24 protein-coding genes and 1 pseudogene are annotated in these 23,421 nt (G+C 70.8%); 6 read left to right on the top strand and 19 right to left on the bottom strand.

Annotated elements, in window-relative coordinates:
• Window positions 1–33: 33 nt before the first annotated feature.
• Both KQY30_RS19735 and KQY30_RS19730 read left to right on the top strand, forming a co-directional pair.
• Window positions 34–471: a helix-turn-helix transcriptional regulator gene (locus KQY30_RS19735; RefSeq protein WP_217307962.1), complete on the top strand. Its 438-nt coding sequence runs from the start codon at window positions 34–36 to the stop codon at window positions 469–471.
• Between the two features lie 10 nt (window positions 472–481).
• Entirely contained in the window at window positions 482–901 is a 420-nt protein-coding gene (locus KQY30_RS19730; RefSeq protein ID WP_217307961.1) for a VOC family protein, read from the top strand.
• 27 nt (window positions 902–928) lie between these two features.
• Here the strand turns inward: KQY30_RS19730 and KQY30_RS19725 are convergent, their stop codons facing one another.
• Window positions 929–3,256 (bottom strand): ATP-binding domain-containing protein, encoded by a 2,328-nt coding sequence (locus KQY30_RS19725; RefSeq protein WP_217307960.1) that lies wholly within the window; start codon window positions 3,254–3,256, stop codon window positions 929–931.
• A 71-nt stretch (window positions 3,257–3,327) separates the two neighbouring features.
• Window positions 3,328–3,984, bottom strand: coding sequence for a TetR family transcriptional regulator (locus KQY30_RS19720; protein ID WP_217307959.1), 657 nt, complete (start codon window positions 3,982–3,984; stop codon window positions 3,328–3,330).
• 114 nt (window positions 3,985–4,098) lie between these two features.
• Here KQY30_RS19720 and KQY30_RS19715 point away from each other — a divergent pair, with 114 nt between their 5' ends.
• Window positions 4,099–5,106: a zinc-binding dehydrogenase gene (locus KQY30_RS19715; protein WP_217307958.1), complete on the top strand. Its 1,008-nt coding sequence runs from the start codon at window positions 4,099–4,101 to the stop codon at window positions 5,104–5,106.
• A 154-nt stretch (window positions 5,107–5,260) separates the two neighbouring features.
• Here KQY30_RS19715 and KQY30_RS19710 read toward each other — a convergent pair whose 3' ends face one another.
• The 4 genes from KQY30_RS19710 to KQY30_RS19695 form a co-directional block, all read right to left on the bottom strand.
• Window positions 5,261–5,752: a hypothetical protein gene (locus KQY30_RS19710; protein ID WP_217307957.1), complete on the bottom strand. Its 492-nt coding sequence runs from the start codon at window positions 5,750–5,752 to the stop codon at window positions 5,261–5,263.
• Window positions 5,753–5,962: 210 nt separating this feature from the next.
• Entirely contained in the window at window positions 5,963–7,204 is a 1,242-nt protein-coding gene (locus tag KQY30_RS19705; RefSeq protein WP_217307956.1) for a GNAT family N-acetyltransferase, read from the bottom strand.
• Window positions 7,205–7,339: 135 nt separating this feature from the next.
• The gene (locus KQY30_RS19700; RefSeq protein ID WP_217311175.1) at window positions 7,340–8,353 is read right to left on the bottom strand and encodes an asparaginase; all 1,014 of its coding nucleotides are present in this window, start codon (window positions 8,351–8,353) and stop codon (window positions 7,340–7,342) included.
• Window positions 8,354–8,634: 281 nt separating this feature from the next.
• Window positions 8,635–9,273, bottom strand: a complete 639-nt coding sequence (locus KQY30_RS19695) for an ABC transporter substrate-binding protein (RefSeq protein WP_217307955.1) — start codon at window positions 9,271–9,273, stop codon at window positions 8,635–8,637.
• Window positions 9,274–9,626: 353 nt separating this feature from the next.
• Here KQY30_RS19695 and dtd point away from each other — a divergent pair, with 353 nt between their 5' ends.
• Window positions 9,627–10,064 carry a D-aminoacyl-tRNA deacylase gene (gene dtd / locus KQY30_RS19690; RefSeq protein ID WP_217307954.1) on the top strand — a complete coding sequence of 146 codons (438 nt, stop codon included), beginning with the start codon at window positions 9,627–9,629 and terminating at the stop codon, window positions 10,062–10,064.
• A gap of 141 nt (window positions 10,065–10,205) precedes the next feature.
• Here the strand turns inward: dtd and KQY30_RS19685 are convergent, their stop codons facing one another.
• The 6 genes from KQY30_RS19685 to KQY30_RS19660 form a co-directional block, all read right to left on the bottom strand.
• Window positions 10,206–11,171 (bottom strand): folate-binding protein YgfZ, encoded by a 966-nt coding sequence (locus KQY30_RS19685; RefSeq protein WP_217307953.1) that lies wholly within the window; start codon window positions 11,169–11,171, stop codon window positions 10,206–10,208.
• A 96-nt stretch (window positions 11,172–11,267) separates the two neighbouring features.
• Window positions 11,268–11,705: a Fur family transcriptional regulator gene (locus KQY30_RS19680; RefSeq protein ID WP_046508778.1), complete on the bottom strand. Its 438-nt coding sequence runs from the start codon at window positions 11,703–11,705 to the stop codon at window positions 11,268–11,270.
• Between the two features lie 184 nt (window positions 11,706–11,889).
• Window positions 11,890–12,462 carry an FABP family protein gene (locus KQY30_RS19675; protein WP_217307952.1) on the bottom strand — a complete coding sequence of 191 codons (573 nt, stop codon included), beginning with the start codon at window positions 12,460–12,462 and terminating at the stop codon, window positions 11,890–11,892.
• Between the two features lie 356 nt (window positions 12,463–12,818).
• Window positions 12,819–13,778 carry a hypothetical protein gene (locus KQY30_RS19670; RefSeq protein WP_217307951.1) on the bottom strand — a complete coding sequence of 320 codons (960 nt, stop codon included), beginning with the start codon at window positions 13,776–13,778 and terminating at the stop codon, window positions 12,819–12,821.
• The gene (locus KQY30_RS19665) at window positions 13,775–14,728 is read right to left on the bottom strand and encodes a hypothetical protein (protein ID WP_217307950.1); all 954 of its coding nucleotides are present in this window, start codon (window positions 14,726–14,728) and stop codon (window positions 13,775–13,777) included. The genes KQY30_RS19670 and KQY30_RS19665 overlap by 4 nt, the downstream gene beginning before the upstream one ends.
• A gap of 74 nt (window positions 14,729–14,802) precedes the next feature.
• Window positions 14,803–15,573 (bottom strand): hypothetical protein, encoded by a 771-nt coding sequence (locus tag KQY30_RS19660; protein WP_254407227.1) that lies wholly within the window; start codon window positions 15,571–15,573, stop codon window positions 14,803–14,805.
• Window positions 15,574–15,719: 146 nt separating this feature from the next.
• Here KQY30_RS19660 and KQY30_RS19655 point away from each other — a divergent pair.
• Window positions 15,720–16,089: pseudogene (locus tag KQY30_RS19655) on the top strand (DsrE family protein).
• Between the two features lie 104 nt (window positions 16,090–16,193).
• On the opposite strand, the gene KQY30_RS19650 reads toward KQY30_RS19655, so the two are convergent.
• From KQY30_RS19650 to KQY30_RS19620, 7 genes are all read right to left on the bottom strand, one after another.
• A complete protein-coding gene (locus KQY30_RS19650; protein WP_217307949.1) occupies window positions 16,194–16,478 on the bottom strand; it encodes a DUF3099 domain-containing protein in 285 nt (94 codons plus the stop codon).
• Between the two features lie 178 nt (window positions 16,479–16,656).
• Entirely contained in the window at window positions 16,657–16,944 is a 288-nt protein-coding gene (locus KQY30_RS19645) for a DUF1416 domain-containing protein (protein ID WP_046498161.1), read from the bottom strand.
• 29 nt (window positions 16,945–16,973) lie between these two features.
• Window positions 16,974–17,813 (bottom strand): sulfurtransferase, encoded by an 840-nt coding sequence (locus KQY30_RS19640; RefSeq protein ID WP_217307948.1) that lies wholly within the window; start codon window positions 17,811–17,813, stop codon window positions 16,974–16,976.
• Window positions 17,814–18,319: 506 nt separating this feature from the next.
• Complete coding sequence (locus KQY30_RS19635; RefSeq protein ID WP_217307947.1) at window positions 18,320–19,069, bottom strand: DUF2993 domain-containing protein; 750 nt, start codon at window positions 19,067–19,069, stop codon at window positions 18,320–18,322.
• A 202-nt stretch (window positions 19,070–19,271) separates the two neighbouring features.
• The gene (locus KQY30_RS19630) at window positions 19,272–20,663 is read right to left on the bottom strand and encodes a hypothetical protein (RefSeq protein WP_217307946.1); all 1,392 of its coding nucleotides are present in this window, start codon (window positions 20,661–20,663) and stop codon (window positions 19,272–19,274) included.
• A 10-nt stretch (window positions 20,664–20,673) separates the two neighbouring features.
• A complete protein-coding gene (locus tag KQY30_RS19625) occupies window positions 20,674–20,928 on the bottom strand; it encodes a MoaD/ThiS family protein (RefSeq protein ID WP_217307945.1) in 255 nt (84 codons plus the stop codon).
• 342 nt (window positions 20,929–21,270) lie between these two features.
• Entirely contained in the window at window positions 21,271–22,134 is an 864-nt protein-coding gene (locus KQY30_RS19620; RefSeq protein ID WP_254407226.1) for a S9 family peptidase, read from the bottom strand.
• 369 nt (window positions 22,135–22,503) lie between these two features.
• Between KQY30_RS19620 and KQY30_RS19615 the strand changes: the two genes are divergently transcribed.
• A complete protein-coding gene (locus tag KQY30_RS19615) occupies window positions 22,504–23,400 on the top strand; it encodes a response regulator transcription factor (RefSeq protein ID WP_254407225.1) in 897 nt (298 codons plus the stop codon).
• Window positions 23,401–23,421: the final 21 nt, after the last annotated feature.

Genomic DNA, 23,421 nt, shown 5'->3' with positions numbered 1-23,421 from the left:
CACGGATCCGAATGGGGATGCGATGCTGAGCAGGTGACTCCAGAAGACCTCATCAGACTGCGCCGGGCGCGGGACACCATGGACCGCGAGTACGCGCGCCCCCTCGATGTCCCCGCGCTCGCCCGGGCTGCCTTGATGTCGCCCGGCCACTTCTCCCGGAGCTTCCGCGCCGCCTTCGGGGAGACGCCGTACAGCTATCTCATGACGCGCCGAATAGAACGGGCCAAGGCACTGCTGCGCCGGGGCGATCTCACGGTGACGGAGGTCTGCTTCGCGGTCGGGTGTTCATCCCTGGGATCGTTCAGCTCTCGCTTCACGGAGCTGGTCGGGGAGAGTCCGAGTGTCTACCGGGCGCGGAGCCATGAGCAGGGCGCCGGCATACCGGCGTGCTTCGCGAAGATCCTCACCCGGCCGGTAAGAAATGGGGCGCCGATCACGAATGGGGAAGCGGAACCGGTCCTCGGCTCGTAGCGTGACGGACATGGACATCAAGCTCTCCCACTGCTTTCTGACGGTGCACGACCATGAGCAGGCGCTCGCTTTCTACCGTGACGTCCTCGGCCTGACCGTACGGAACGACGTCTCGTTCGAGGGCATGCGCTGGGTCACGGTCACCCCGCCGTCACAGCCGGACATCGAGATCGTGCTCGAACCGCCGGGCGCGAGCCCGAACGTCTCGAAGGACGACCGGCGGGCGCTCACGGATCTGATGGCCAAGGGGCTGCTGAGCAGGGCCGTGTTCATGACCGACAACTGCGACGCGACGTTCGAGCACATCCGGGCGTCCGGAGCCGAAGTGATCCAGGAGCCGATCGATCAGCCGTACGGCGTACGGGACTGCGCCTTCCGCGATCCGTCCGGCAATCTGCTGCGTTTCAACCAGCCCAACAGGCAGCAGTAGCGACTGGTCGCGGGAAACCAGCCGCTCCTACGGTGCCGCCTCCCGCAGCGCTCCCGGCAGTGGTCGGCTGTGGACGATGTCCAGGCGCGACACCGCTCGGGTCAGCGCCACATACAGCCGGTGCGCACCCTTGGCCTCCGCCTCCACGATCGCGGCGGGCTCGGCCAGGACGACATGGTCGTACTCCAGGCCCTTGGCCTCCGTCGCCGCCAGGACCGTCACCGTCCCGCCCGTCACCCCGCCCGCCGCCACGGCGATCTCGTCGGCCGTCGCCGTGGCGATACCGGCCGCCCGGAGAGCCGTACGAAGGACGTCCGTATCCGTGTCGGCCGCGATCACGCCGACCGATCCCTCGCGGGTGAGGGCTGCCCGTACCGCCTCGACCACTCCCCCGGCCAGCCCGGCGAGCCCCTCCCGCGCATCCGGTCCGGGGACGGAGACCTGACGGATCGTCAACTCGCCGTCCCTGCACAGGGAACGCGCGGGCGGTACGTCGACATCCAGCGCCGTCAGCAGCCGGTTGGCGAGCGCCACCACGGCCCCCGGCACCCGGAAGCCGGTGGTCAGCGGGATCACGGGCGCCTCAGGACGGCCCAGATGGGCGAGGAGTGCGGGCCAGGAGCGGGCGGCCCAGGGGGTGGTGCCCTGTGCGAGATCGCCCAGCACCGTCAGCGAACCGAACACCGCGCGCCGGGCGATCGCGCGGCACTCCATCGGCGAGAGGTCCTGGGCCTCGTCGACGACGACATGTCCGTACCCCTCGGGGTGTTCGATCAGCCCGGCCAGTTCGTCCAGCAGTACCAGATCCGCCGCCGACCATGGCAGGGAGCGTGCCACCCGAGCAGACATCGGCCCACTCCTGAGCCCACTCCCGGGCCCACGCCCGCGCCCGCGCGCCGGCCGGTGGATCGCGTGCTGCTCGTCCGCCGTGAGGATGCCCTCGCACGCCTCCGCCGGATCGGCCAGCAGTTCCGCCAGCACCTCTTCCGGACGGGTCCTCGGCCAGACCGCGTCCAGATACTCCCGCACCGCCTGCGAACCGCCGACCCGCCGCACCCAGTTCGCGGGCTTCGGCCCGGCCCGCCGTTCCGCCTGGAGCTGTAGTTCCCGTACGGTGCGGCTGCGCACCCGCTCCCGGCCGATGGCGTACGGGGGCGCCTCGGCCCGTACCTCGTCGACGATCCGCACCAGCTTGTCGAGCCCGAGCCGCCAACTGTACGAACCGTCCGCGTCCGGCACGGTCAGCGGCCCGACGGGCGCCGCGACCCGCCCGTACAGCGCCCGGCGCAGCACCTCCGCCATCCGGGCATCGTGCTTGACGACCGCTGCGGCCTCCGGGTCCTCCGTACGCACCGGGTGGAGCGCGATCTCGTCCGCGACCGTCGACTGGCGCACCCCTGTCTCGCCGAGGGCGGGCAGCACCTCGGAGATGTACGAGAGGAAGGTGCGGTTGGGGCCGAGGATCAGCAGACCGGCGCGCTGGATCCGCTGCGGGTAGGTGTAGAGGAGGTACGCCGCGCGGTGCAGCCCGACCGCCGTCTTGCCGGTGCCGGGGGCGCCCTGGACACAGAGGGACAGGCCGAGTCCTGACCGTACGAGATCGTCCTGCTCGGGCTGGATGGTGGCCGCGATGTCGCGCATCGGGCCGACGCGGGGGCGCTCGATCTCACGGGTGAGGATCGCGCTGCCGCCGCCAACGCCAGTGCCGGCCCCAGCACCAGCACCAACCCCCTCCTCACCGCTGCCCGAGGCCAGGTGCTCGTCCTCCAGGCTGGTCAGCTCGTCCTGTTTGCCGGTGCTCCGGGGCGCCCAGCCGAAGCGGCGGCGTACCGCCACGCCCTGCGGATCACGCGCGCTCGCCCGGTAGAAGGCGCGCGAGACGGGCGCGCGCCAGTCGACCACCAGCGGCGGGGCAGCGGGGTGCTCGGTGATCCGGCGGCGCCCGATGTGGTAGCTCTGGCCGCTGTGATCGCCGCCCTGGCCCGCGTCCTGCTCGCCGGGCGACTCGGGATCGGCGCTCCGGCCCGCGAAGTCGAGGCGGCCGAAGAACAACGGGCCGTCCGGCTCCTGCCCCAGCTCCTTCGCGTAGCTGCGCAGATGGCGGCCGAGGACCTCGGCGTCCGCGCCTGAGGCGAAGGCGTTCTCACCGATGACGACCTGCTCCCGGGCGTCGTCCACCATGCCGATCAGCGCGGCGCGGCAGGTCTCGTGGTAGGCGCGTTCCCGTTCGAGTTCACCAACAAGACCGACGGGATCGACGGGATCAACGAGATCGACGGAGTCAGCAGGATCGACGGGATCAATGGGATCGACGCTGGTCCGACGAGGGCCGGGCGGAGAAGGGAGTGCCGTCATGCGGGCGAGAATAACGCAACCCGGTTAAAAACATTACCGAGTATCACCACCTCCTCGGCAATCGGGACCTGTCACCACTCCCTGAGTCCGGCACGCAGCCGCTCGAACGCCAGCTCCGCCGCCGCCACCGCGTCCGGGTACACCGCCTCCACGCGCTCGCCCTCCGCGATCCGCCGCCAGTTCTCCAGCGCGAGGATCCGCTGTACGGCGATGATCTGGCCGGCGCCGAGCGCGCCCTCGATACCGCCGCCCAGGGCCGCGGCCAGCGCCTCTTCGGAGCGGCGCTGATACCCGTACATCCTGGCCACCAGACTCGGCGTGCCGTACAGCAGCCGGTGGTACGCGAGCACCGCGGCGTGGTCGTTGAGGCCGGTCACCGGGTCGCGCCCGGCGAGCCCCGCCAGGAAGTGGCGCCGGAGGGCGTCGAGCGGCCGTACGCCGTCGGACCGGCCGGCCAGTACCACCCGTGCCGCCTCGTCCTCGTGGTCGGCGAAACGGTACAGCGCCAGGTCCTCCTTGGTCGGGAAGTACCGGAAGAGCGTCGGCTTGGAGATCTCGGCCGCGGCGGCGACCTCCGCGACGGAGACGCTGTCGAAGCCCTTCGCGAGGAAGAGGGAGATCGCGGCGTCGGAAATGGCCTGGTAGCGCTGCTGCTTCTTGCGCTCCCGCAGACCGGGGGCGGTGGTCGGATCGGGGCCGGGGCCGCGGCCCGGATCGGCGTCGTTCATGGCCACGAGCGTACGCAGCGGTTGACCTCAACCGGACTTGACGTTCAAGACTCTCCAGCACGACCACAGGGACGCGACCACGAGACGCGACCACAAGCGGAAGGCGTGATCGGTATGCGCGTGGCGAGGGTGACCGCGTTCGGCGGTCCCGAGGTGCTGGTGACGGACGAGGCAGCCGACCCGGTGGCGGGCCCCGGCGAAGTGCTGATCGCGGTCTCCGCGGTGGACACGCTCTTCGTGGAGACCCAGATCCGGATGGGCTGGGGCCGGGAGTTCTTCTCCGTACGGCCTCCGTACGTCCTCGGCGGCGGAGTCGCCGGTACGGTACGCGCCGCCGGCGACGGCGTCGATCCCGCCTGGCTCGGCCGCCGGGTCGTGGCCGCGCTGGGCGAGAGCGGGGGCGCGGCGGAGCTGGCGGTGGCGGCGGTGGGCGCGCTCGTCGCCGTACCGGACGGAGTCCCGCTCACCACCGCAGCCGCGCTGATCCACGACGGTGTCACCGCGCTCGCGCTGATGGAGAGCACCGGACTCACGGAGAACACCGGCAGCGGGGGAAACACCGGCGTGGCCGCGGGCGAACGGGTCCTGATCACCGGCGCCTCGGGCGGTATGGGCACCCTGCTCGTACAACTCGCCAAGGCCCGTGGCGCGTTCGTCGTCGGAGTCGCGCGCGGTGAGCGGAAGACCGCGCTGGTACGGGAGTTGGGCGCGGACGCGGTCGTGGACGGCGGACTCGACGGGTGGCAGGACCGGGCCCGCGAGGCGCTCGGCCCGGCTGGCGCCGATGTCGTCCTGGACGGTGTGGGCGGCGAACCGGGCCTGGCCGCCTACCGGTTGACCGCGAAGGGCGGCCGCTTCTCGGCCCATGGCGCCCCGACCGGCGCCTTCACATCGGTGGACGCCCGGGACGCGGCGGACCGGGAGGTCACTCTGCTGGGCATCATGGACGTCCAGCTCACCGAGGAGCACCGGGTACGGCTGTGCGCGCGGGCCCTGCGGGAAGCGGCGGCGGGCCGCCTGCGCCCGATGATCGGCGGCACGTTCCCACTGGAACAGGCGGCGGACGCGCACCGCGCGATCGAGGGCCGCGGCCTGGTGGGCAAGGTCGTACTCACGGTCTGAGCCTCCGCCCGGGTCGCGGGGGCACTCGCCCGAGCCCCCGAGCCCGCCTCAGTGCTCCCGGTAACAGTCGGCGAGGGCGCCGAACGCGGCCCTGGGCCGCGGCACGCGGTCGCCCGCGGCCCGGCCGACCCCATCAAACTACGAGGCGCGCAAGCTACGAGGCGCGCCACGTCGGCGCCGTATGACGCCCGGGCCCGTAAATCCGGGCCAGTGCCTCGTCGGCTTTTTCCGGGCTGCCGGTACGCAGGAGAGCCCGGAAGCCCTCCCAGTCGGGAACGCGGCCGTCGTGTCCCCACTGATCGTTCGGGATGGTGTAGACGTGCACCCATGGCCCGTGCGCCGGCAGCGGACCAGAACCGAACACCGATCGCACTGCTTCGGCGGACTTGATCAACATGGCACGGGAGTCTTCAGGCGTGGGAAGAAGTTTCTGGGGCGCGATCACGTCGAGTTGAACCCGCGAGTTGGGATCGGCACCGGCGACATTGGCCGGTGCGTACCAGTTCTCGGGCTCGAACTCGTAGAACTGCACCCAAGAGGTCTCCTGGTGGGTCTGGTTGTTGACCAGGTCCTCGACGTCGGCCACGGCCTGAATGAGTTTCGCGCCGAGCTCCTCCTTCTGCGCGGCACTCAGATAGCCCTTCATCGCGTGCACGCGAACGAAAACCATGTGTGTGCGTCCTTCCGGGTCACTGCGAGTCACTGGCCGACGGCCAAGCCTGAGCCGGAAAGGACGGCCGGCTTCAACAGGCACGCTGACCCGTGGCGTTCCGTCACCTGCCCGGGCGAGGCGGTGTCGGTTCCGGCAGACTGGTCGGCCGACCGCGCGACGTGGACTCAAAGCGTGCGTGGGGACTCAGAAGACGTCCGGGCACCAGGGGCGCCTGGGGGTGCGGAACAGTCGCTCCGCCACCGTCGCCGCGCCCGGGCGTTCCTCGCTCACCGAGCCCAGCGCCACCAGCCGCAGCACCGATTCGTCGCCCAGATACAGCGCGCCCAACTCCCGTACGTCCAGCACGAGATCGGGCGATTCGGTGGTCGGGACGCAGGTCGCGCCGTCCGGCGAGGCATCCAGCCGGAACCGGCCGGCCGCCAGCTCCGCCCTGTCGTGGATGTCCAGGACGACCGTGCCGGGAACGCCGTACGTACGCGCTTCCAGCGCCCGTACCGCGTCGAGGATCCGCACCCACAGGAAGTCCGCCTGCGTCACGATCCGCGCCGCGCGCGGGTCGGGCAGGAACAGGGGCAGCAGATCGTCCGGGGCGCGCAGCCCCGTCCTGACCTTGGTGATCCAGTCGACCGAGCAGAGGAACTGCCACAGGGCCCGTTCCGCGCGCGGCGACACCGCGATCAGCTTCCGCACGGACGCGGTGTTCTTCGGCTGCTTGGAGTCGCCCCACATGTCGTCGGCGGTGTACTCGGCGAAGCCCTCGACCTCGCCGGCCGCCGAGCGGTAGACGGCGTAGAACGGCTCGGTCCACGGCTGGCCGTTTGGCACCTCGCCGGTGTTGACCTGCCACCAGTGCTCGTCGCGGTCGACGGCGCCGGGCTGCCGCGACCGGAAGCGTTCGTACAGTTCGGGGCCGAGTTTCCGTACGTCACCGGTGTCGGCCAGATCGATCCTGCCGCCGTCGACCGGGCCCGACCAGCGGGGGTCGAGGCCGGTACGCGCCACGTCGATCTCCCACTCGGCGGTGGAGGCGGCGGGGCCGAAACCGTACCGCCCGTAGATCGGGTACTCCGCGGAGATCAGCGTGGCGACGGCGTCCCCGCGTTCCTTCGCGGCCGTGAGGTCGGCGGCCATCATCCGGCCGAGCAGCCCGCGCCTGCGGTGGGTGGGCGAGACGGTCACATTGGTGACGGCGTCGGCGGGCAGGGTGGCGCCGCCGACCACGGTCAGCTCCTGCGCGAAGGACCGGAAGGTCGCGACACAGCGGCCGTTGTCGAAGGCACCGCGCGTACGCTCAAGATCGCCGTGCGCGAGCCGGGCCGCGATCACATCGTCCTGGCCGACCGGCGGCCGGAGGAACCCGGTGTTCAGGGCGCGATGCCAGTCGGGGTACTCGGACGCGGTGACAGTACGGACCTCAAGGCTCATGATCCACACGGTAGGCGCTGGTGCGGGTCGTCCGCATCCGGATTTTCCGCCCCACGGACGGCCGGACCCTCGGCACCCCGGGCCGACTCCGCCTCAAGCCCGGTCGGCTCCGCCTCAAGCCCGGTCGGCTCCGCCTCAGAACGCCGCCCGCACCGCACCCACCTCGGCACCGCCGCCGAGCAGTGGCGCCCGGCCGATGCGGCCCACCACCTCCGACTCCACGCCCAGCAGTTCGAGCGCGCGCGCCAGGACCGGGCCCAGGGCCCGCATCGAGCCGTCGTCGATCTTGAAGGCCAGCGCACGCCCGTCCGACAGGGCCACCGCCTGCACCGCCTCCGCGCCCATCTTCGACAGCGTCCCCGGCACCTCGCGCATCAGCCACGTGTCCGAGCGGCGCGTGCCCGCCACATACTCGGGGTGGGCCCGCATCGCGTCCGCCACCCGCCGCTCGGCCGTCCCCGGCCCGGCGAGTACGAAGTGCCGGAAGGCCCTGGCCAGCCCGGTGAGGCTGATCGCCATCAGCGGGGCGCCGCAGCCGTCCGTACCGACCGCGTCCACCGTCTCCTCCGCCGTCTCCTCGACCACCGTGCGGACCAGCCGCTGGAGCGGATGCTCCGGGTCCAGATAGCTGTCCTTGGGCCAGCCGTTCAGGGCGCTGGCCGCCAGCATGGCGGTGTGCTTGCCGGAACAGTTCATGACGACCCGGTCCCGCACCCCGCCTGCCGCCAGAAACGCCTCAGCCTCCACCCGGTCCACCGGCAGGTCCGGCGGGGTTTGCAGATCGTCCGCCGTCAGCCCGTGCTCGGCAAGCATCGTGCGGACGAGGTCGAGATGGAAGGCCTCGCCGGAGTGGCTGGCCGCGGCCAGCGCCAGCCGTTCGCCCGACAGGTCGAGGCCGGCCCGCAGGACGGCGGCGGCCTGCATCGGCTTGTTGCTGGAACGCGGGAAGACCGGGACGTCCGGGTCGCCGATCGCCAGTTCCACCCGTCCGTCCGCCCCGAGCAGCACCAGCGTGCCGCGGTGCCGCCCCTCGGTGAAGCCGGACCGTACGACCTCCGCCAGCACGGGCGGCGCGGCATCCGCCGACGGAACAGCGGCAGGCGCTACGGGCGCCGCCGCCGGCGACGGTACGGCCGCGGGTACGGGCATGGGCACGGCGGACACGGACGTGGGGGTGAGTACGGCGGCGGGTACGGGCGTGGGCACGGCCGGCGGTATGGCGGGGGTGCTGGATGTCATCGTCGGCCTTCCGGAACAGGTGCGTGTGCAGGTGCGGGTACGGCTACGAAGCGGTGGCCCGCTCGCCTACCCACACGGTGACCCGCTCGGAAAAGCCGGCGGCCACAAGGGCGCCGCCGGCGGTCTCGGTGAGCGGGTCAGCAGGTCAAGCGAATCAGCAGGTCAAGCGGGTCATCGAGCAGGGGAATCGACTACGTGAGCAGGTCATCCACCTGTGCTTCGCCTTCACGGTACCTGCGCGCGATTTCGGCACTGCAGTCGTTGGCCGTCCGTTGGAGCTGGTGACGCCGGCGCGAGAGCTGTTGTTCGTTCCGGATCAGCCTGCCCATCGCGGAGTGCAGCTCCTCGTCCGTACGGGCCTCCAGGTCCGACAGTTCCACCTCCGCGAGCGTCTCCGCCGCCAGTGCGCGGTACTCCGCGCTGCGCGGCACGGAAAGCGTGACATGCCGGGCGGAGGTGCGATGCCGCGAAGGGGCGTCGGTGAGGATCTCGGAGAGCCGGTCGACCACCGGTGTCTCGGGCGCGGTACGGCGGGCCAGCTCGGCCCGCAGGATGTCGATACGGCCCTGGAGGAGCCTGCGCAGATAGCTGAGATCGGCCTCGTCGCGCTGCGAGTCCCGGCGCAGCGCGCGCAGTTCGGGCAGCCGCAGCACCCGGAAGTCGTACGGCCGGGCCGCGGGCAGCGAGCCCTCGGCACCGGTCCGCTGTACGGGCGGCCGCAGCCCCCCGGAACCCGCACCGCTCCCCTTCGCCTTGCCGGTCCCCTTGGTCTTGCCCGTCCCGCCCGCCTTGCCGCTCCCGGCACTCGGACCAGTGCTCAAGGGACCCATGGGACCGATCGCGGAACCCGGGCCGGTGCCGACCCCGGGCCCCGGATCCGTACTCCCGAGATCCGTACTCCCCAGGTCCGTGAGCCCCAGCTCCGCACCGGAAGAGCCGGTCCCGCTCGTCGTGCACGTCGTACAGGCTGTCGGTACCGAACCGGGCGGCTGCCCACCGCCGGATGCGCTCATCACACGTACTTCCCCTCACTCCGCTGGGGAGACCCGCCCTCGCTCCGCTTGGATCCCCCCATCCCTCGACCGGCGCGCTCACCGGCGCGCCGCCTTTGTGCATGGTGCCACTCCTGCCCAGGAGCATGCGGGCACTCTGCACCCGTTCGGCCCCCGATAGGTTGGTCCGCATGCGAGCGGTGGTGCAGAGAGTCGACGGCGCGAGTGTCGACGTGGTGACGGAGTCGGGGACCGAGACGGTCGGCGGGTTCACGGGCGAGGGCTTGTGTGTGCTGGTGGGAGTGACCCATGAGGACACAAAAGAGCAGGCAGAACGGCTTGCCAGGAAGCTCTGGTCGATACGGATGCTTGAAGACGAGAAATCCTGCTCGGAAGTGAATGCCCCACTGCTGGTGATCTCGCAGTTCACCCTCTATGGGGACGCCCGGAAGGGCCGCCGCCCCACGTGGAACGCCGCGGCGCCGGGCCCGGTGGCCGAACCGCTGGTCGACGCGGTGGTGGCGGGTCTGCGGGCACTGGGCGCGCGGGTGGAGACGGGCCGCTTCGGGGCGGACATGCGGGTGTCCCTGACGAACCACGGCCCGTTCACGGTGCTGCTGGACATGTAGGCCCGCCGCGAACAGCCGACACGGGCCGCCACGGACAGCCGACACGCCCCGGCCGCCCCGTGCCGCTGGTGCGCCCGGCCCCGGCCACCGGCCCAACCCTGGCCTCGCGCCCCCGCCCGAAGCCCGCTTACGCCCGACGCCTCATGCCTCGACCACCGCTTCCTGCGCCGCCGCCGTGTCCCCCGCCATCAGTTCCGCGTCCAGCGGCACATTCCGCTTGACCAGGGCCAGCGCGATCGGCCCCAGTTCGTGGTGGCGCCCCGACGTGGTGATGAAGCCGAGCTGGCGCCCCTCCGCGCCGTCCGCGGCGAGACGTACGGGCGTACCGTGCCCCGGCAGACGCACCTCGCTGCCGTCCAGATGCAGGAAGACCAGCCTGCGCGGCGGCTTCCCCAGGTTCTGGACGCGCGCCACGGTCTCCTGGCCGCGGTAGCACCCCTTGTGCAGATGGACCGCGCTGCCGATCCAGCCCAGCTCGTGCGGGATGGTCCGGTGGTCGGTCTCGAAGCCGAGGCGCGGCCGGTGGCCCTCGATCCGCAGGGCCTCGTACGCGAGGATCCCGGCCAGCGGCCCGTTCGCCGCCGCGTACGCCTCCAGGTCCGCGCGGGGCAGGAAGAGATCACGGCCGTACGGGGTCTCCCGTACGACCACGCCCTCGGGCGCCTCCGTGATGGAGCCGGCGGGGAGATGGACGATCGCGATGTCGTCCGTACGGTCGGCGACCTCGACCCGGTAGAAGAACTTCATCGACTCCAGGTAGGCGATCAGCGCGCCCTGCGTACCGGGTTCGACATGCGCCCAGAGCGTCTCGCCGTCGTCCACGAGATACAGCGCGTGTTCGATATGGCCGTGCGCGGAGAGAATCAGCGCTTCCGTGGCCTGCCCCGCCGGCAGCTCGCTCACATGCTGGGTGAGCAGCAGATGCAGCCAGCTCAGCCGGTCGTCCCCGGTCACGGTCACAACCCCGCGGTGCGAGAGGTCGACCAGACCGGTGCCATCGGCGAGAGAGCGCTGCTCACGGAACAGATCACCGTAATGCGCGGCGACGCCTTCGTCCTGGCCTTCGGCGGGAACGGCTCCGGGCAGGGACAGCAGAGGGCTCTTCATGCTTATCAGCCTACGACTTGGCGGCGGCAGGGCCCTGGGGGTGCCCGGGAATCAGCCTTTTCCCGCGAATCAGCCCTTTTACGAGCCCTTGCCCGCCTACGAACCCGTGCCCGCCGCGCGCAGCGAGCAGGCCCGGCAGCGGCCGAAGATCGCGAAGTGCTTCATGTCCGTCGTGAAGTCGTACGTCTCGCTCAGCTTGGCGGTGAACTCCGCCGCGATCTCGATATCCGCCTCGATCACTTCCGTACAGTCCCGGCAGACCATGTGGATGTGGTGATGGCGGTCGGCCAGATGGTACGTCGGGGAGCCGTGCCCGAGATGGGTGTGCGAGACCAGCCCCAGTTCCTCCAGCAGCTCCAGGGTCCGGTACACGGTGGAGATGTTCACCCCGGAGGCGGTCTTGCGCACTTCGCAGAGGATGTCGTCGGGCGTCGCGTGTTCGAGGGAGTCGACAGCTTCGAGCACAAGCTGACGCTGCGGCGTCAGCCGGTAGCCGCGTTGCCGGAGATCGCTCTTCCAGTCGGTGCTCACCACGCTCCCCAGTGTATGCAGCGGCGGGGGCGGTGCGGGCGGATCGTGACGGACTGCCCGAAGAAGGCGCTCTGGTTGGCTTGACGACACCGGTCCGCCCTGGCGGGGGCCGGTCCTGGCGAAGCGGCCCTGACGAAGCCGGTCCGCCCTCAGGAACCGACCCGGCCGCCCGGCCGGTCGACCGGGCCTACTTGAAGAACGCGATGCCGTCGTCCGGGAGATCGCCGAGGTCCTTGGCCCATGCCTCGACCTGGTCCGGCGTCACGACCTTCTTCAGATGCGCCGACATGTACGGGCGCAGCGCGATCTCCGGTGTCGACTTCTCGCCGACCCACATCAGATCGCCCTTGACATAGCCGTACAGCCGCTTGCCCCCGCTGTACGGGCCGGAGGCCGCGGTACGCGCCACCGCGTCCGTGACCAGGTCGATCTGCGGCTTCTGGTCGGCCAGCTCGCCGTACCAGACCTCCACCACGCCCTGGTCCCTGACCATCACGACCTCGACCTTGCGGTCCTTGTCGATCCGCCAGAAGCCGGACTCGGACTCGATCGGCCGGAGCTTCTTGCCCTCGGCGTCGAGCGCCCAGGTGTGCGAGACGTACTCGATGAAGTCCCGGCCGTCATGGCTGAAGGTGACTTCCTGGCCGAAGTTGGCCTTCTCGTCGCCGGGGAAGTCGAAGACGCCGACGCCCTCCCAGTTCCCGAGGAGGAAGACGAGGGGAACGAGGTCGGGGTGCAGGTCGGACGGGATCTCGATCATGAGCGGCTCAGTCGATCTGTAGAGGCGGGGGGTGTTCTGTAGAGGCGCGAGGCGCGGGGTGTGACGGCGATGGCGGCGACGCGGCCGGGACCTGAGCCCCTCCGGGCCTAGCGCTGGCCCTGGTACAGCTTCTTCACGGCCAGTCCGGCGAACGCGAGCGTGCCGAGGCAGACGAGGATCAGCAGGGAAGTGAAGAAAGCCTCAAGCACGGGGTGCTCCTCGGGTACGCGGTAAGGGCAGAGCTGGGGCCGGTGGGCCGGGCCCCAGCCTAATGGGTGATGGCCCGGCCCTCACGATGAGGTGCTTCCGCGGAGGCCGCGGAGGCGCGGAGGCGGCACGGCAGGCCGCGAAGCCCCTCAGCCCAGGAGCTGGCTCTGGAGTATCAGGGTCTGGTGGAACGGCACGGCCGCGGCGCCGCCCTTCTTCTCCTGCACAATCAGCGCGACGGTGTCCCCCGCCAGCACATACGCCTGCCGGACCTGGCTGTCCCCGTACGGCTTGGGCTCCACGTACGCCCTCGCCGTCGTGTCCTGTACGAGGTCCTCCTCGGCCCACCCCTCGTCCAGTTCGGTCGTCGGGGCAGCGGCCAGCGGCGTACCTGCCGTCAGGACGTTGCCGATGTCGCTGTACTGGAACTCCACCGCGTACGCGGTGGACTGGAACTGGAGCAGGTAGACGCGTGTGCTCGTGCCGTCGGGCATGGTCCAGCCGCGGGCCGCGACATGCCGTACGACGTAGTCGCGCAGGGCCGCCTTCAGCGCGGCCCGCTCCACCGGGGCGTACTCGGCGAGATACCGGTCGACGCCGGTCCATCCGCCGGGGAGCTTCTTGTCCACGGTGGCCCCGGCGGGCGCGGGCAGCAGCAGCGCGCGCAGATCGGCGTGGTGGATCTCGGCCTCGTTGGCGTCGGTGAAGGGCCGTGGCGAACCGGCGGGCAGGGCGGGCAGCGAAAGCCGTGGATACGTCCAGCGCCCGTCGTCCTGGGTGGCGAGACCGGGCACATCGCCGCGCTCCATCCCGCTGATCCCGAAAGCCACCCCGCTCCCGAGCCCCGCGAACACGACCACGGCGGCGGCCCAGCGGGCAACGGCACGGAGCACCCGCCGGGGAGGCCGGGGCGCCTGGAGCGCCTGGAGCGACTGCGGCGCGGGCGGCACCGCTTCAGGCGTCTGCGGGACTTCGGGCACCTGCGGTACGGGAGCGGGTACGGCGGCGGCCTCGGACACGGCGGCGGCCTCGGGCACGGGGGCGGCCTCGGGCGCAGGAGCCGGCTTCGCCTCGGCGGCGGCAGGCGGCGCGATCACTTGGTCGGTCATACGTACTTCCCCGGGGATGCGATGTGGTCGAGCTGATCCGCCATCAGCTCGGCGACGGCGGACGAGTCGATCGGGGCCGTGCCATGGGCGATGACATCGACGGCCAGTTCGCCGTCGTAGCCCACGCACTCCATCGCCGCGAGGCCGGTCTTCTTCTCCTTCGGGCCCAGGAAGCACCTGGCGTTGTTCTTGTGGCCCTCGACAGCCGGGCCCTTCCGGGCGCCTGGCCGGTCCACTTGACGCCCGTACGAACGGCGGACGGCCGCGCGGTCCGTCATCCGGAACAGATACACCTCGACGACCAGGAAGTCCGTGTTCCGCTCGTACGACCGCGCCGCGGTGCCCTGGATACCCAGTTTGTCGATCTCCTTGTCCAGCTCCCTGCGCAGCTTGCCGGGCAGCCGCTCGCCGAACGACTTGAACAGCACCGTCGCCTCCTTCGAGGTCAGGAAGGCGTCGTTGCCGTACTCGTCCACATCAGGGCCGAGCCGGTAGTCGGCGGGGACCGGCAGCAGCTTCCTGCTGAGGTCGGAGTCCGTACGGCCCTCGTCGGCGCGCTCGGCCGGGTCCGGGTTCGGACGCGGCTCGGTGGCCGGGTCCCGCCAGACCGCGGTGGGCGCGGTGGTGTCGGCACTGTCGACGGTGGTCTTGACGAACGCGAGCCCGCCGGCGGTCGCGCCGAGGACGAATACGGCGGGCAGTACGGTGCCGAGGACCCGGCGGAGCCGGCTGGGGCCGGGACGTACGGGCGGAACGGCGTCCGGAGCCGAGGGCGTGCCCGCAGCCTCAGGGGCCCGATCGGCTTCCGGGGACTGGTCAGCGTCAGGAGCCTGGTCAGCGTCAGGAGCCTCAGGAGTCCGGTCGGCTTCCGGAGACTGGTCGGCCTCAGGAGCCTCAGGAGTCCGGTCGGCCTCAGGCGCCTGGTCGTCGTCGTTCACAGCGTCATTCACGGAGTCGTTCACGTTTACGGAGCCGTTCACCGCGTCATTCACGGGGTCCTTCGTGAGGTCACTCTCAGGCGCGTTCACAGGCGCTCCAACTGCCGCTCGGCCAGCGTCCGGATCGTCTTCTTGCTGATCGGCTCGGTGTCGAAAATGTTGATGTCGAGCACCACATCGCCGCGATAGGCGATCGCGCGGGCGCGGTACTGCGGCAGATACCCCGCCTTCCGATCGACCTTGTAGAGGTAGTAACGGCCGTTGGTGCTGCCCTTGATGGCATCGCCGTCATTGCCCGCGCCGATCTCGTCGCCGGACATGTACGAGAGCTGACCGTCCCCATGCTCGACCGCGCCCAGCTCAGGACCCGCCCGGAACTGCACAAGGGCGATGTCCGTCTCGCGGTACTCGCCCTCCATCCACGAAACGGCCGCCGCCCGGCGGAAATCCCCGCTCACCAGGTCCTCGAACATCGAGTCGGGAAACTCGAACTCACGGGCGTACTCGTCGACCGAGAGCCACCCGTTGTCGGCCCAGGGCGCGAGGTTCTCCCTGGCGCCCGCGGGCCGCGAGAGCAGCAGCTTGCGCAGGTCACCGTCCGTCTTGACCCGGCTGTCCTCCTTCGCGGACAGCGGCTCGGGCTCCTTCCCCGGAGCAAGCGGCTTCGCGGGATACGCGAGGCCGGGCTGCGCGAGCATCGGCAGCGGGGTCGGCGGGCGCTCGGCCTGGACGGCGTACCCGGTGGCCGTACCGGCGACCACGCCCAGCACGGCGGCCGCTGCGATCAGCAGGGCCGTACGCCCGCGCCGACGCGGAGCCGCCTGAATTGGCTGAGATTGCAAAAAGAGTCCCCCCATGACACATACGTGACACATACGAAGACGTACGCAGACGTAAGCAGGCGTACGAGATGAGATCCCAAGCGCGGATACGATCATCCGCGCACAGACCTGACCTCCGGGCGGAGGGAGTGGTTGTACCGGACAGGATTACAGTTCGGCATATGCCTTCCGCGAAGAAGCTCGTGATCAAAGTGACCGCCGGGGCCGATGCCCCCCGAGCGCTGCTCCCAGGCCTTCACCGTCGCGGCCGTGGCCGTGGCCAGCGGGATCGAGGTCTCGCTGTGGCTGACGGGCGAGTCCGCGTGGTTCTCGCTGCCGGGCCGGGCGGCCGAGTTCGAACTGCCGCACTCCGCCCCGCTGCCCGACCTCATCGAGTCCATCCAGGCCGGGGGCCGGATCACCCTCTGCACGCAGTGCGCGGCCCGGCGTGACATCTCGGAGAAGGATGTGATCGAGGGGGTACGGATCGCCGGCGCGCAGGTCTTCGTCAGCGAGATCATGGCGGACGACGTCCAGGCCCTGGTCTACTGAGGCCCGCGTAACCGCCCGCAGGCCGCAAGCACGCAGATAGCCCCCGCCTTGGACGGGCACCGCGTGCTTCTCGCGGCTTCCCGCCCGCTCACTGCTCTGCCCGGCTACTTCCTGCTGTCTCTCTTCTGGGACTTCGGGCGCGTCTTGCCGTCCAGCTCGTCCCACCACTCATCGGACTGAGGGTCCCCGGTCGGGTCGTCCCACCAGCGGTCGTCCTTGCCCCGCGCGTTCCCCACCATGGCCGCGATCGGTGGAATCACCATGGCGACGATGCACAGGGCGACGGCGGCCGGGACCGACCAGAATCGTACGAATCCCCAGGCGGAGACGAAGAGGATCAGGCATCCGCCCATCAACAGGAAGTACCGACGACGGCGTCGCGTGTACATGTCTCCAGCGTACGACCGAAACCGCCGCCGGGACCCGCGCGGAGACCCCGTACAGCAGTGCAGACCGCATGGCCCGTACAGGAGCGCAGACCGCATGGAAAGAGGGCCGCACCCGTCACGGGTGCGGCCCTCCATGCCCTGCGTCCTGCGCCCTAAGCCCTGCGCATGCGGACTGAACTCAGACCGCGATCGCGACCTCCGCGAGGCCCCCGGTCTGCGCGACGACCGTACGGTCCGCCGTGGCACCCGGTACGAGCGCCCGTACCGTCCACGTCCCCTCGGCCGCGTAGAAGCGGAACTGCCCGGTCGCCGAGGTCGGGACCTCCGCGGTGAACTCACCGGTCGAGTCCAGCAGGCGTACGTAACCGGTGACGGGCTCGCCGTCACGCGTCACGGAACCCTGGATGGTCGTCTCGCCGGGCTTGATCGTCGAAGCGTCGGGGCCGCCGGCCTGTGCTCCACACATACTGTTCAGTCCTCCGGGTCAGGGCGTGATTACTTGTTGGCGCCGAGCTCGATCGGCACACCGACGAGCGAGCCGTACTCGGTCCACGAGCCGTCGTAGTTCTTGACGTTCTCGACACCGAGCAGCTCGTGCAGCACGAACCAGGTGAGCGCGGAACGCTCACCGATACGGCAGTACGCGATGGTGTCCTTGCTGAGGTCCACCTGCTCCTCGGCGTACAGCTCCTTCAGCTCGTCGTCCGACTTGAAGGTGCCGTCGTCGTTGGCGTTCTTGGACCACGGGATGTTGCGGGCGGACGGGATGTGACCCGGGCGCTGCGACTGCTCCTGCGGGAGGTGCGCCGGCGCGAGCAGCTTGCCGCTGAACTCGTCGGGCGACCGTACGTCGACCAGGTTCTGCGTGCCGATCGCGGCGACGGCGTCGTCACGGAAGGCGCGGATCGCGGTGTTCTGGGGCTGCGCCTGGTACGTGGTCGCCGCGCGCTCGGGGACGGCCTCGACCAGGTCACGGGAGTCCAGCTCCCACTTCTTGCGGCCGCCGTCGAGGAGCTTGACGGAGTCGTGGCCGTACAGCTTGAAGTACCAGTACGCGTAGGACGCGAACCAGTTGTTGTTTCCGCCGTAGAGGACGACCGTGTCGTCGTTGGCGATGCCCTTGGCCGACAGGAGCTTCTCGAAGCCCTCCTGGTCGACGAAGTCACGGCGGACCGGGTCCTGGAGGTCCTTCTTCCAGTCGATCCTGACGGCGTTCTTGATGTGGTTCTTGTCGTACGCCGAGGTGTCCTCGTCGACCTCGACGATGACCACCTTCGGGTCGTCGATGTGGGCCTCGACCCAGTCGGCGTCTACCAGGACGTCGCTGCGGCTCATGCTGTTCTCCTCCGGGGCAGTGTGCGGCGGGATGGTGCTGGTGCCGGGTGGTGCGTGTGCGTACGGGTGCGGCGTGGCTTCCGCGCATGGCACGCGAGGGACGGAAGCCGGCATACGGCGCGGTGCTGGCCCTGAGACACTCGAAGGGCCGCGGGAAAAACGGGACGCGGAAATCCCGTTCAGACAGCGCGACAGAGCATGGCGGCGACGCGGCACAGGTCGACTGCCCGCCGCTTCGTGAAGTCCGCCTGCTGCCTCATACGTCCGATCGTAGGGACGTTCCGGCGGACATGTCACCGGTGTGTCGTATGGCGAGACACGATCATCCACGGAACGAGACGGCAAGGGGCCGCCGCGGGGAAGGCGCTGCGGGGCGGGCGGGAGCGGCCGGTTCCGCCCGCGGGGCTTCTACGGAGCGGACGTCGGCGTCTCACCATCCGATCACCCGGCCGGCGGTCCCCCGGCCGGCGCGCTCAGCCCGCTTCCGGCCGCCGCCTCTCCCTTGCTCAGCCCGCGAGCGAGACGTTCGTACCCGTACCGGAGAACTGGAGGCCGGTCTCCGAGGCGGTGACCTTGTCGAGCTTGATGGTCGACGGCAGTCCGTCGATCTTGAGGTCGTAGTTGACGACGTCCCTGACCTGGTCGTTCAGGCCCGGCACCGGCAGCTCGGGCAGCGCCTCGGCCCGCAGCCGTACCGTGTCGCCACCCGCCAGCGAGACCGTGCTGTACGCCGTGACCTCGCGGCCCTCCAGCAGCGCCCGCACCGAGGACGGCATGTCGATGCCCGCGCCCTCCAGCACCTCGGCCAGCGGCCCCGAGACCTTGACCTGCCCCTTGGCGGCGCGGTCGGGACCCGCGTACCCGACGGTGGCGCCCTTCGGCGCGGACTTGGCGAGATCGGCGTACGAGATGTGCGCCGAGCCGGTGGCCTGGCCGGCGGTGGCCGACGAGAAGCTGCTGTCGATCTCGACGTTCCTCAGCTCGGCGCTGACCTCGGTCACCTGGACCTGGTGGCCGTCCGCGGTGGCGCTGACACCGTCGAGGCTGATGTCGACCTCGTCCAGCGACGAACCCAGGACCTGGGTGAGGAAGGGGAAGCCCTTGATGGAGACCTGGGGCTGGGAATCGAGCCCCTGGCTCGACCTGATCCGGTCGGCGACCTGGCCCTCGGCGAAGTACACCGCGGCCCGGTCGGCGGCGACGAACAGCCCGCCGAAGATCACCACAAGAATCAGGAGTATTCGCAGTGCGCGCATTGCTCGGTGTCCCCCACCCTGTCGGTGCCGTAGATCCGGTGTCGGTGTTCCGGTGTCGCCGTTCCGGTGCCGGTGTTCCCGTGTCGGTGCCTGGTCGTTCGAGGGCGGCTCTGGGTCGCCGCCCCTCACTGATCGCCGCTGACCGATTTCAAACCGATTTCGATCGGTCTTGCCCCGTCGGCGACCGATTGAGACTAACCGGTCAGCCCAGCACCCGGCCCAGCAGGTAGACGGCCGGGGCCGCGGCGGTAAGGGGCAGGGCCACTCCGGCGGTCATGTGGACGAAGCGGGACGGGTAGTCGTAGCTCGCCGCCCGCAGTCCGGTCAGCGCGCAGATCCCGGCCCCCAGCCCCAGCAACGCACCGGCGCCGCCGCCCAGATCCGTCATCGAGCCGACCACCACTCCGGCACCGAGACCGGCGAGCAGCGCCACCACGGCCGAGGCGATCCCCGGCAGCGGCAGGGCCCGGACCACGGTGGTCGCGGCGACCGCCACCCCGCCCACGACCACCGCGTCCGGCAGGGCCGCGAGATGGCCGGTGGCGATGATGGTGAGGGCGGCCGAGGCGACGGTGGCCATCAGGCCCTCCATCCGCTCGTCGGCGCCCGCGCGGCTGCGGAGCTGGAGGACGACCGTCAGCAGGACCCACACCCCGAGCGTGCCGACGATCGCGGCCACGGCGTACTTGTCGTCGACCGCCAGCAGCGCGACATCGGCGGTCAGCCCGCCGAGGAAGGCGAGCGCGATGCCCTGCCGGGCCGGCCACATGCCGTTCAGCCGGAACCAGCCCGCCGCGGTGACCGCCTGGAGCAGCACCAGCGGGACGAGCAGCGCGTACGGTCCGACCGCCGCGCCCCCAGCCAGCAGCAGACCCAGTACGGCGGTCAGCCCGGCCGGCTGCATACCTGGCGGGATGATCGGCGACCGGCCCTCGGCGCGGGCGCGCTGGGCGTCGGTGATACGGGCGTTGCCCATGGTGGTGGGGGCGTTGTAGCCGTCGGCGCCGGGCGCGGGTGCTGCGGCGGCGGGCGGTACGGGGGCCTGGGGGCGGGGGTCGTACGGGGCCGGCGCGGGGGTCGGCGTCTCGGGCGGCAGCGGATAGGAGTTCTGCACCGGCAGATACGCGGTCTCGGCGGCGGCAGCGTGCTGTTGTGGCTGCTGGTGCTGCGCCTGCGGCTGCCCCTGATACGGCAACTGCTGGCCGTGCTGCCCCTGTTGGGCCTGCTGCCACTGGAGGCGCGGCTGGTACTGGGTGTCCCAGGTCTGCCCCTCCCAGGTCTGCGCGGCGCCCGGATCCTGCTGGGGGTGTGGCTGCCCCTGGGGGTCGGCCCAGCCCTGGGAGGCGCCGCCCGCGGCCGGGTCCTGGTACGAGGGCTGCGGGGGCTGCTGGTGGGGGTGCTGGGACTGCTGCGGGTGCTGGGGCTGGAGGTGCTGGGGCTGGAGGTGCTGGGGCTGCTGCGGGTTGCCGTACTGGTCGTACTGCCCGTACGGGACCTGTCCGTCCTGCCCCTGGACCTGCGGCTGCCCCTGGCCGTACTGGCCGGTCTGCCCGTTGCCGTACTGCCCGTACGGATGCTGCTGATCGTTGCTCATGCTGTGCGGTTCACCCTCCTGCGAACGGCGGGAGCACCTCGACCGTGCCGCCCTCGGCCAGCCGTACGGTCTCATGGTCACGGGTCCCGACGGGGTCACCGTCGACAAGGAACGAACACCTCTGGAGTACGCGCGTCAGCTCGCCCGGGTGCCGCGACCGCACCGCGGCGAGTGCCTCGGCCAGGGTCTCGGCCGTATACAACTCCTCGGCGGTACCCGCGGCGGCCTTGGCCGCTGCCCAGTAGCGGATGGTGCCCGCTGCCATAGCGGCACTCCTTTCGTCGGCCTCCATGATGGCCGACGCCAAGGGCCCGCCCGGTTCCGGCCCTCTGCCTACGGGCCCCGCACCGGGCCCCGTATCCGGCACAACGGATCACCCGGATCACAACGGATCACAACGAATACGGCACAACGGCCGGCCCACCGGGCGAGACCCGAGCCGGTACCCCTGCGGAGCCCGCGTCCCGCGACCCGGCAGGCGCGGATGCCCGTACGCGCCCTCCGCCCCCGCGATCCGCCCGTACCACCCCCCGTACCACCGCCGGATTTGCTCACCTGTTCACCGCGTTTGCTGCGCCGCCCGCTCCCCGCTCAACCGCACCAAGCCCTAGGCCGACGCCCGTGCCTCCCCCTCTGTCCCTCCGGGCCTCTCCGGTGCCGTCCCCGCCGGCCCCCGTCCCCGCTCCGTCAGCCACTCCGCGATCCGTCGCAGCAGCGCCTCGTCCGCCGCGTTCTCCGCGTGCCCCATGCCGGGTTCCAGCCAAAGTTCCGCAGGTCCCGCCCCTCGTCCCGGCTCCGCGCCCGCAGCGGCCGCCAGCATCCGCGGGTGGTCCAGCGGGAAGTACGGGTCACGGTCGCCGTGGACGACCAGCAGCGGGGTCGGCGCGATCAGCGGGACCGCCTGGACCGGCGACAGCGGCACCGGATCCCACTCCCGGTGGTGGATACGCGTATGCAATCCGTAGCGTCCGATGAGCCGTCCGGCGGGCCGGGTGACCACCCAGTGCAGCCGCCGCATCGGCGCCGTCCCCCGGTAGTACCAGCGCGCGGGAGCGCTCACGGAGACCACCGCGTCGGTCCGCGCATCCGTGCGCCCCCTGTGCAACGCGGCGTGCCGAAGCGCCACCGAGCCGCCCATCGAGAACCCCACCGTCACCACCCGCCGGTGCCCGAGCGAGCGCGCCCACTCCACCGCCGCCGCGAGATCCAGCACCTCCCGGTCGCCCACCGTGGAGCGTCCGCCAGAGCCTCCATGACCCCGGAACGAGAAGGTCACCACCGCCGCACGCTGGGCGAATACCCGCGCGACGCGCCGTACCGCGGGCCGCTCGACCGAACCCGTGAAGCCGTGCGCGACCACGATCGCGGTCCCTCCACCGGCCCCCTGCCGACCGCCGGAATCCGCGGCGATACCCGCCGTACACGGCTCGTACACCGACTCGATGGGGACCCCGTCCGCGGTCCTGAGCATGGTGCGCCGGGCACCCGACCCGGCAGAGTAATCAGATGATCTGCGGGATTGACCAGATGACGCGGTACGCATGTGGGTTATTCTGCTTCGAAGAGGATCCGGGCAACGCAGCCCCCGGGTCCTTTTGTGTTTCCGGTTCGTTGTTACAGACAGATGACACAGCGGTACCGGGCAGTACCAAGCGGTAGTACTGAGGAGTGCGGTCCCAGGACCGCGCTACGGCACTACCGAGCAGTGCCGCATACGTCCTCGCAGGGACCGAGGAGGAAACGACGTAATGGGCAAGCGAACCGCGCACCACGCGTACGACCCGAATGACCGCAGTCCGGGCGCAGTCGACCGCGTTCCGGCCAGGGTGGGTGAGCGGCGATGAGTTCTCTGCTGCTCCTCACCAACGCGCTCCAGCCCTCGACGGAGGTGCTGCCGGCGCTCGGGCTCCTGCTCCACAATGTGCGGGTGGCCCCCGCGGAAGGGCCCGCGCTCGTCGACACCCCCGGTGCCGATGTGATCCTGATCGACGGCCGGCGCGACCTTCCGCAGGTGCGGTCGCTCTGCCAGCTCCTGCGGTCCACCGGACCCGGCTGCCCGCTGATCCTGGTGGTCACGGAGGGCGGACTGGCCGCGGTCACCGCGGACTGGGGCATCGACGACGTCCTGCTGGACACGGCGGGTCCGGCCGAGGTCGAGGCCCGGCTGCGGCTCGCGATGGGCCGCCAGCAGATCTCGACGGACGACTCCCCGATGGAGATCCGCAACGGTGATCTGTCGGTCGACGAGGCCACCTACAGCGCGAAGCTCAAGGGGCGGGTCCTGGACCTGACCTTCAAGGAGTTCGAGCTGCTCAAGTACCTCGCACAGCACCCCGGCCGGGTCTTCACCCGGGCCCAGCTCCTCCAGGAGGTCTGGGGGTACGACTACTTCGGCGGTACGCGCACGGTCGATGTGCACGTACGGCGTCTGCGCGCCAAGCTCGGCCCCGAGCACGAGTCGCTGATCGGGACCGTTCGGAACGTCGGCTACCGCTTCGTCACCCCGGAGAAGCCCGAGCGCGGTGCGGAGAAGGCCGAGCGGAGCGCGGGTACGGGAGCCGGTGCCGGCGCCGATACCGGTGCCGGTGCCGAGGAGGCGGGCAAGGCGAAAGGATCCGCCGCCGAGGGCTCCCGCGCCGAGCCGCGGCACGGTCAGCCGGGCGAGCACGGGCGTACGGTTTCGGCCACCGAACTGGACGCTGTACAGGAACCTGCCGGACAGCCTGCCAAGCGGTAGGTCACCACGCGTAGACTGCCG

Origin of the sequence: Streptomyces sp. GMY02, from assembly GCF_019056675.1 — a bacterium.
In the GTDB taxonomy this organism is placed as follows: domain Bacteria; phylum Actinomycetota; class Actinomycetes; order Streptomycetales; family Streptomycetaceae; genus Streptomyces; species Streptomyces odonnellii.
This window is presented reverse-complemented; position numbering and strand designations above follow the sequence as displayed.

Coding starts and splice junctions, on each gene's coding strand:
- KQY30_RS19630 (WP_217307946.1), bottom strand. CDS start 20,663: ATGAGCAACGATCAGCAGCATCCGTACGGGCAGTACGGCAACGGGCAG.
- KQY30_RS19720 (WP_217307959.1), bottom strand. CDS start 3,984: ATGAACGACGCCGATCCGGGCCGCGGCCCCGGCCCCGATCCGACCACC.
- KQY30_RS19725 (WP_217307960.1), bottom strand. CDS start 3,256: ATGACGGCACTCCCTTCTCCGCCCGGCCCTCGTCGGACCAGCGTCGAT.
- KQY30_RS19685 (WP_217307953.1), bottom strand. CDS start 11,171: ATGAAGAGCCCTCTGCTGTCCCTGCCCGGAGCCGTTCCCGCCGAAGGC.
- KQY30_RS19675 (WP_217307952.1), bottom strand. CDS start 12,462: ATGATCGAGATCCCGTCCGACCTGCACCCCGACCTCGTTCCCCTCGTC.
- KQY30_RS19705 (WP_217307956.1), bottom strand. CDS start 7,204: ATGAGCCTTGAGGTCCGTACTGTCACCGCGTCCGAGTACCCCGACTGG.
- KQY30_RS19700 (WP_217311175.1), bottom strand. CDS start 8,353: ATGCCCGTACCCGCGGCCGTACCGTCGCCGGCGGCGGCGCCCGTAGCG.
- KQY30_RS19625 (WP_217307945.1), bottom strand. CDS start 20,928: ATGGCAGCGGGCACCATCCGCTACTGGGCAGCGGCCAAGGCCGCCGCG.
- KQY30_RS19710 (WP_217307957.1), bottom strand. CDS start 5,752: ATGAAGGGCTATCTGAGTGCCGCGCAGAAGGAGGAGCTCGGCGCGAAA.
- KQY30_RS19730 (WP_217307961.1), top strand. CDS start 482: ATGGACATCAAGCTCTCCCACTGCTTTCTGACGGTGCACGACCATGAG.
- KQY30_RS19650 (WP_217307949.1), bottom strand. CDS start 16,478: ATGTACACGCGACGCCGTCGTCGGTACTTCCTGTTGATGGGCGGATGC.
- KQY30_RS19715 (WP_217307958.1), top strand. CDS start 4,099: ATGCGCGTGGCGAGGGTGACCGCGTTCGGCGGTCCCGAGGTGCTGGTG.
- KQY30_RS19660 (WP_254407227.1), bottom strand. CDS start 15,573: ATGGGGGGACTCTTTTTGCAATCTCAGCCAATTCAGGCGGCTCCGCGT.
- KQY30_RS19670 (WP_217307951.1), bottom strand. CDS start 13,778: ATGACCGACCAAGTGATCGCGCCGCCTGCCGCCGCCGAGGCGAAGCCG.
- KQY30_RS19645 (WP_046498161.1), bottom strand. CDS start 16,944: ATGTGTGGAGCACAGGCCGGCGGCCCCGACGCTTCGACGATCAAGCCC.
- KQY30_RS19635 (WP_217307947.1), bottom strand. CDS start 19,069: ATGCGCGCACTGCGAATACTCCTGATTCTTGTGGTGATCTTCGGCGGG.
- KQY30_RS19695 (WP_217307955.1), bottom strand. CDS start 9,273: ATGGGTCCCTTGAGCACTGGTCCGAGTGCCGGGAGCGGCAAGGCGGGC.
- KQY30_RS19620 (WP_254407226.1), bottom strand. CDS start 22,134: ATGCTCAGGACCGCGGACGGGGTCCCCATCGAGTCGGTGTACGAGCCG.
- dtd (WP_217307954.1), top strand. CDS start 9,627: ATGCGAGCGGTGGTGCAGAGAGTCGACGGCGCGAGTGTCGACGTGGTG.
- KQY30_RS19640 (WP_217307948.1), bottom strand. CDS start 17,813: ATGAGCCGCAGCGACGTCCTGGTAGACGCCGACTGGGTCGAGGCCCAC.
- KQY30_RS19615 (WP_254407225.1), top strand. CDS start 22,504: ATGAGTTCTCTGCTGCTCCTCACCAACGCGCTCCAGCCCTCGACGGAG.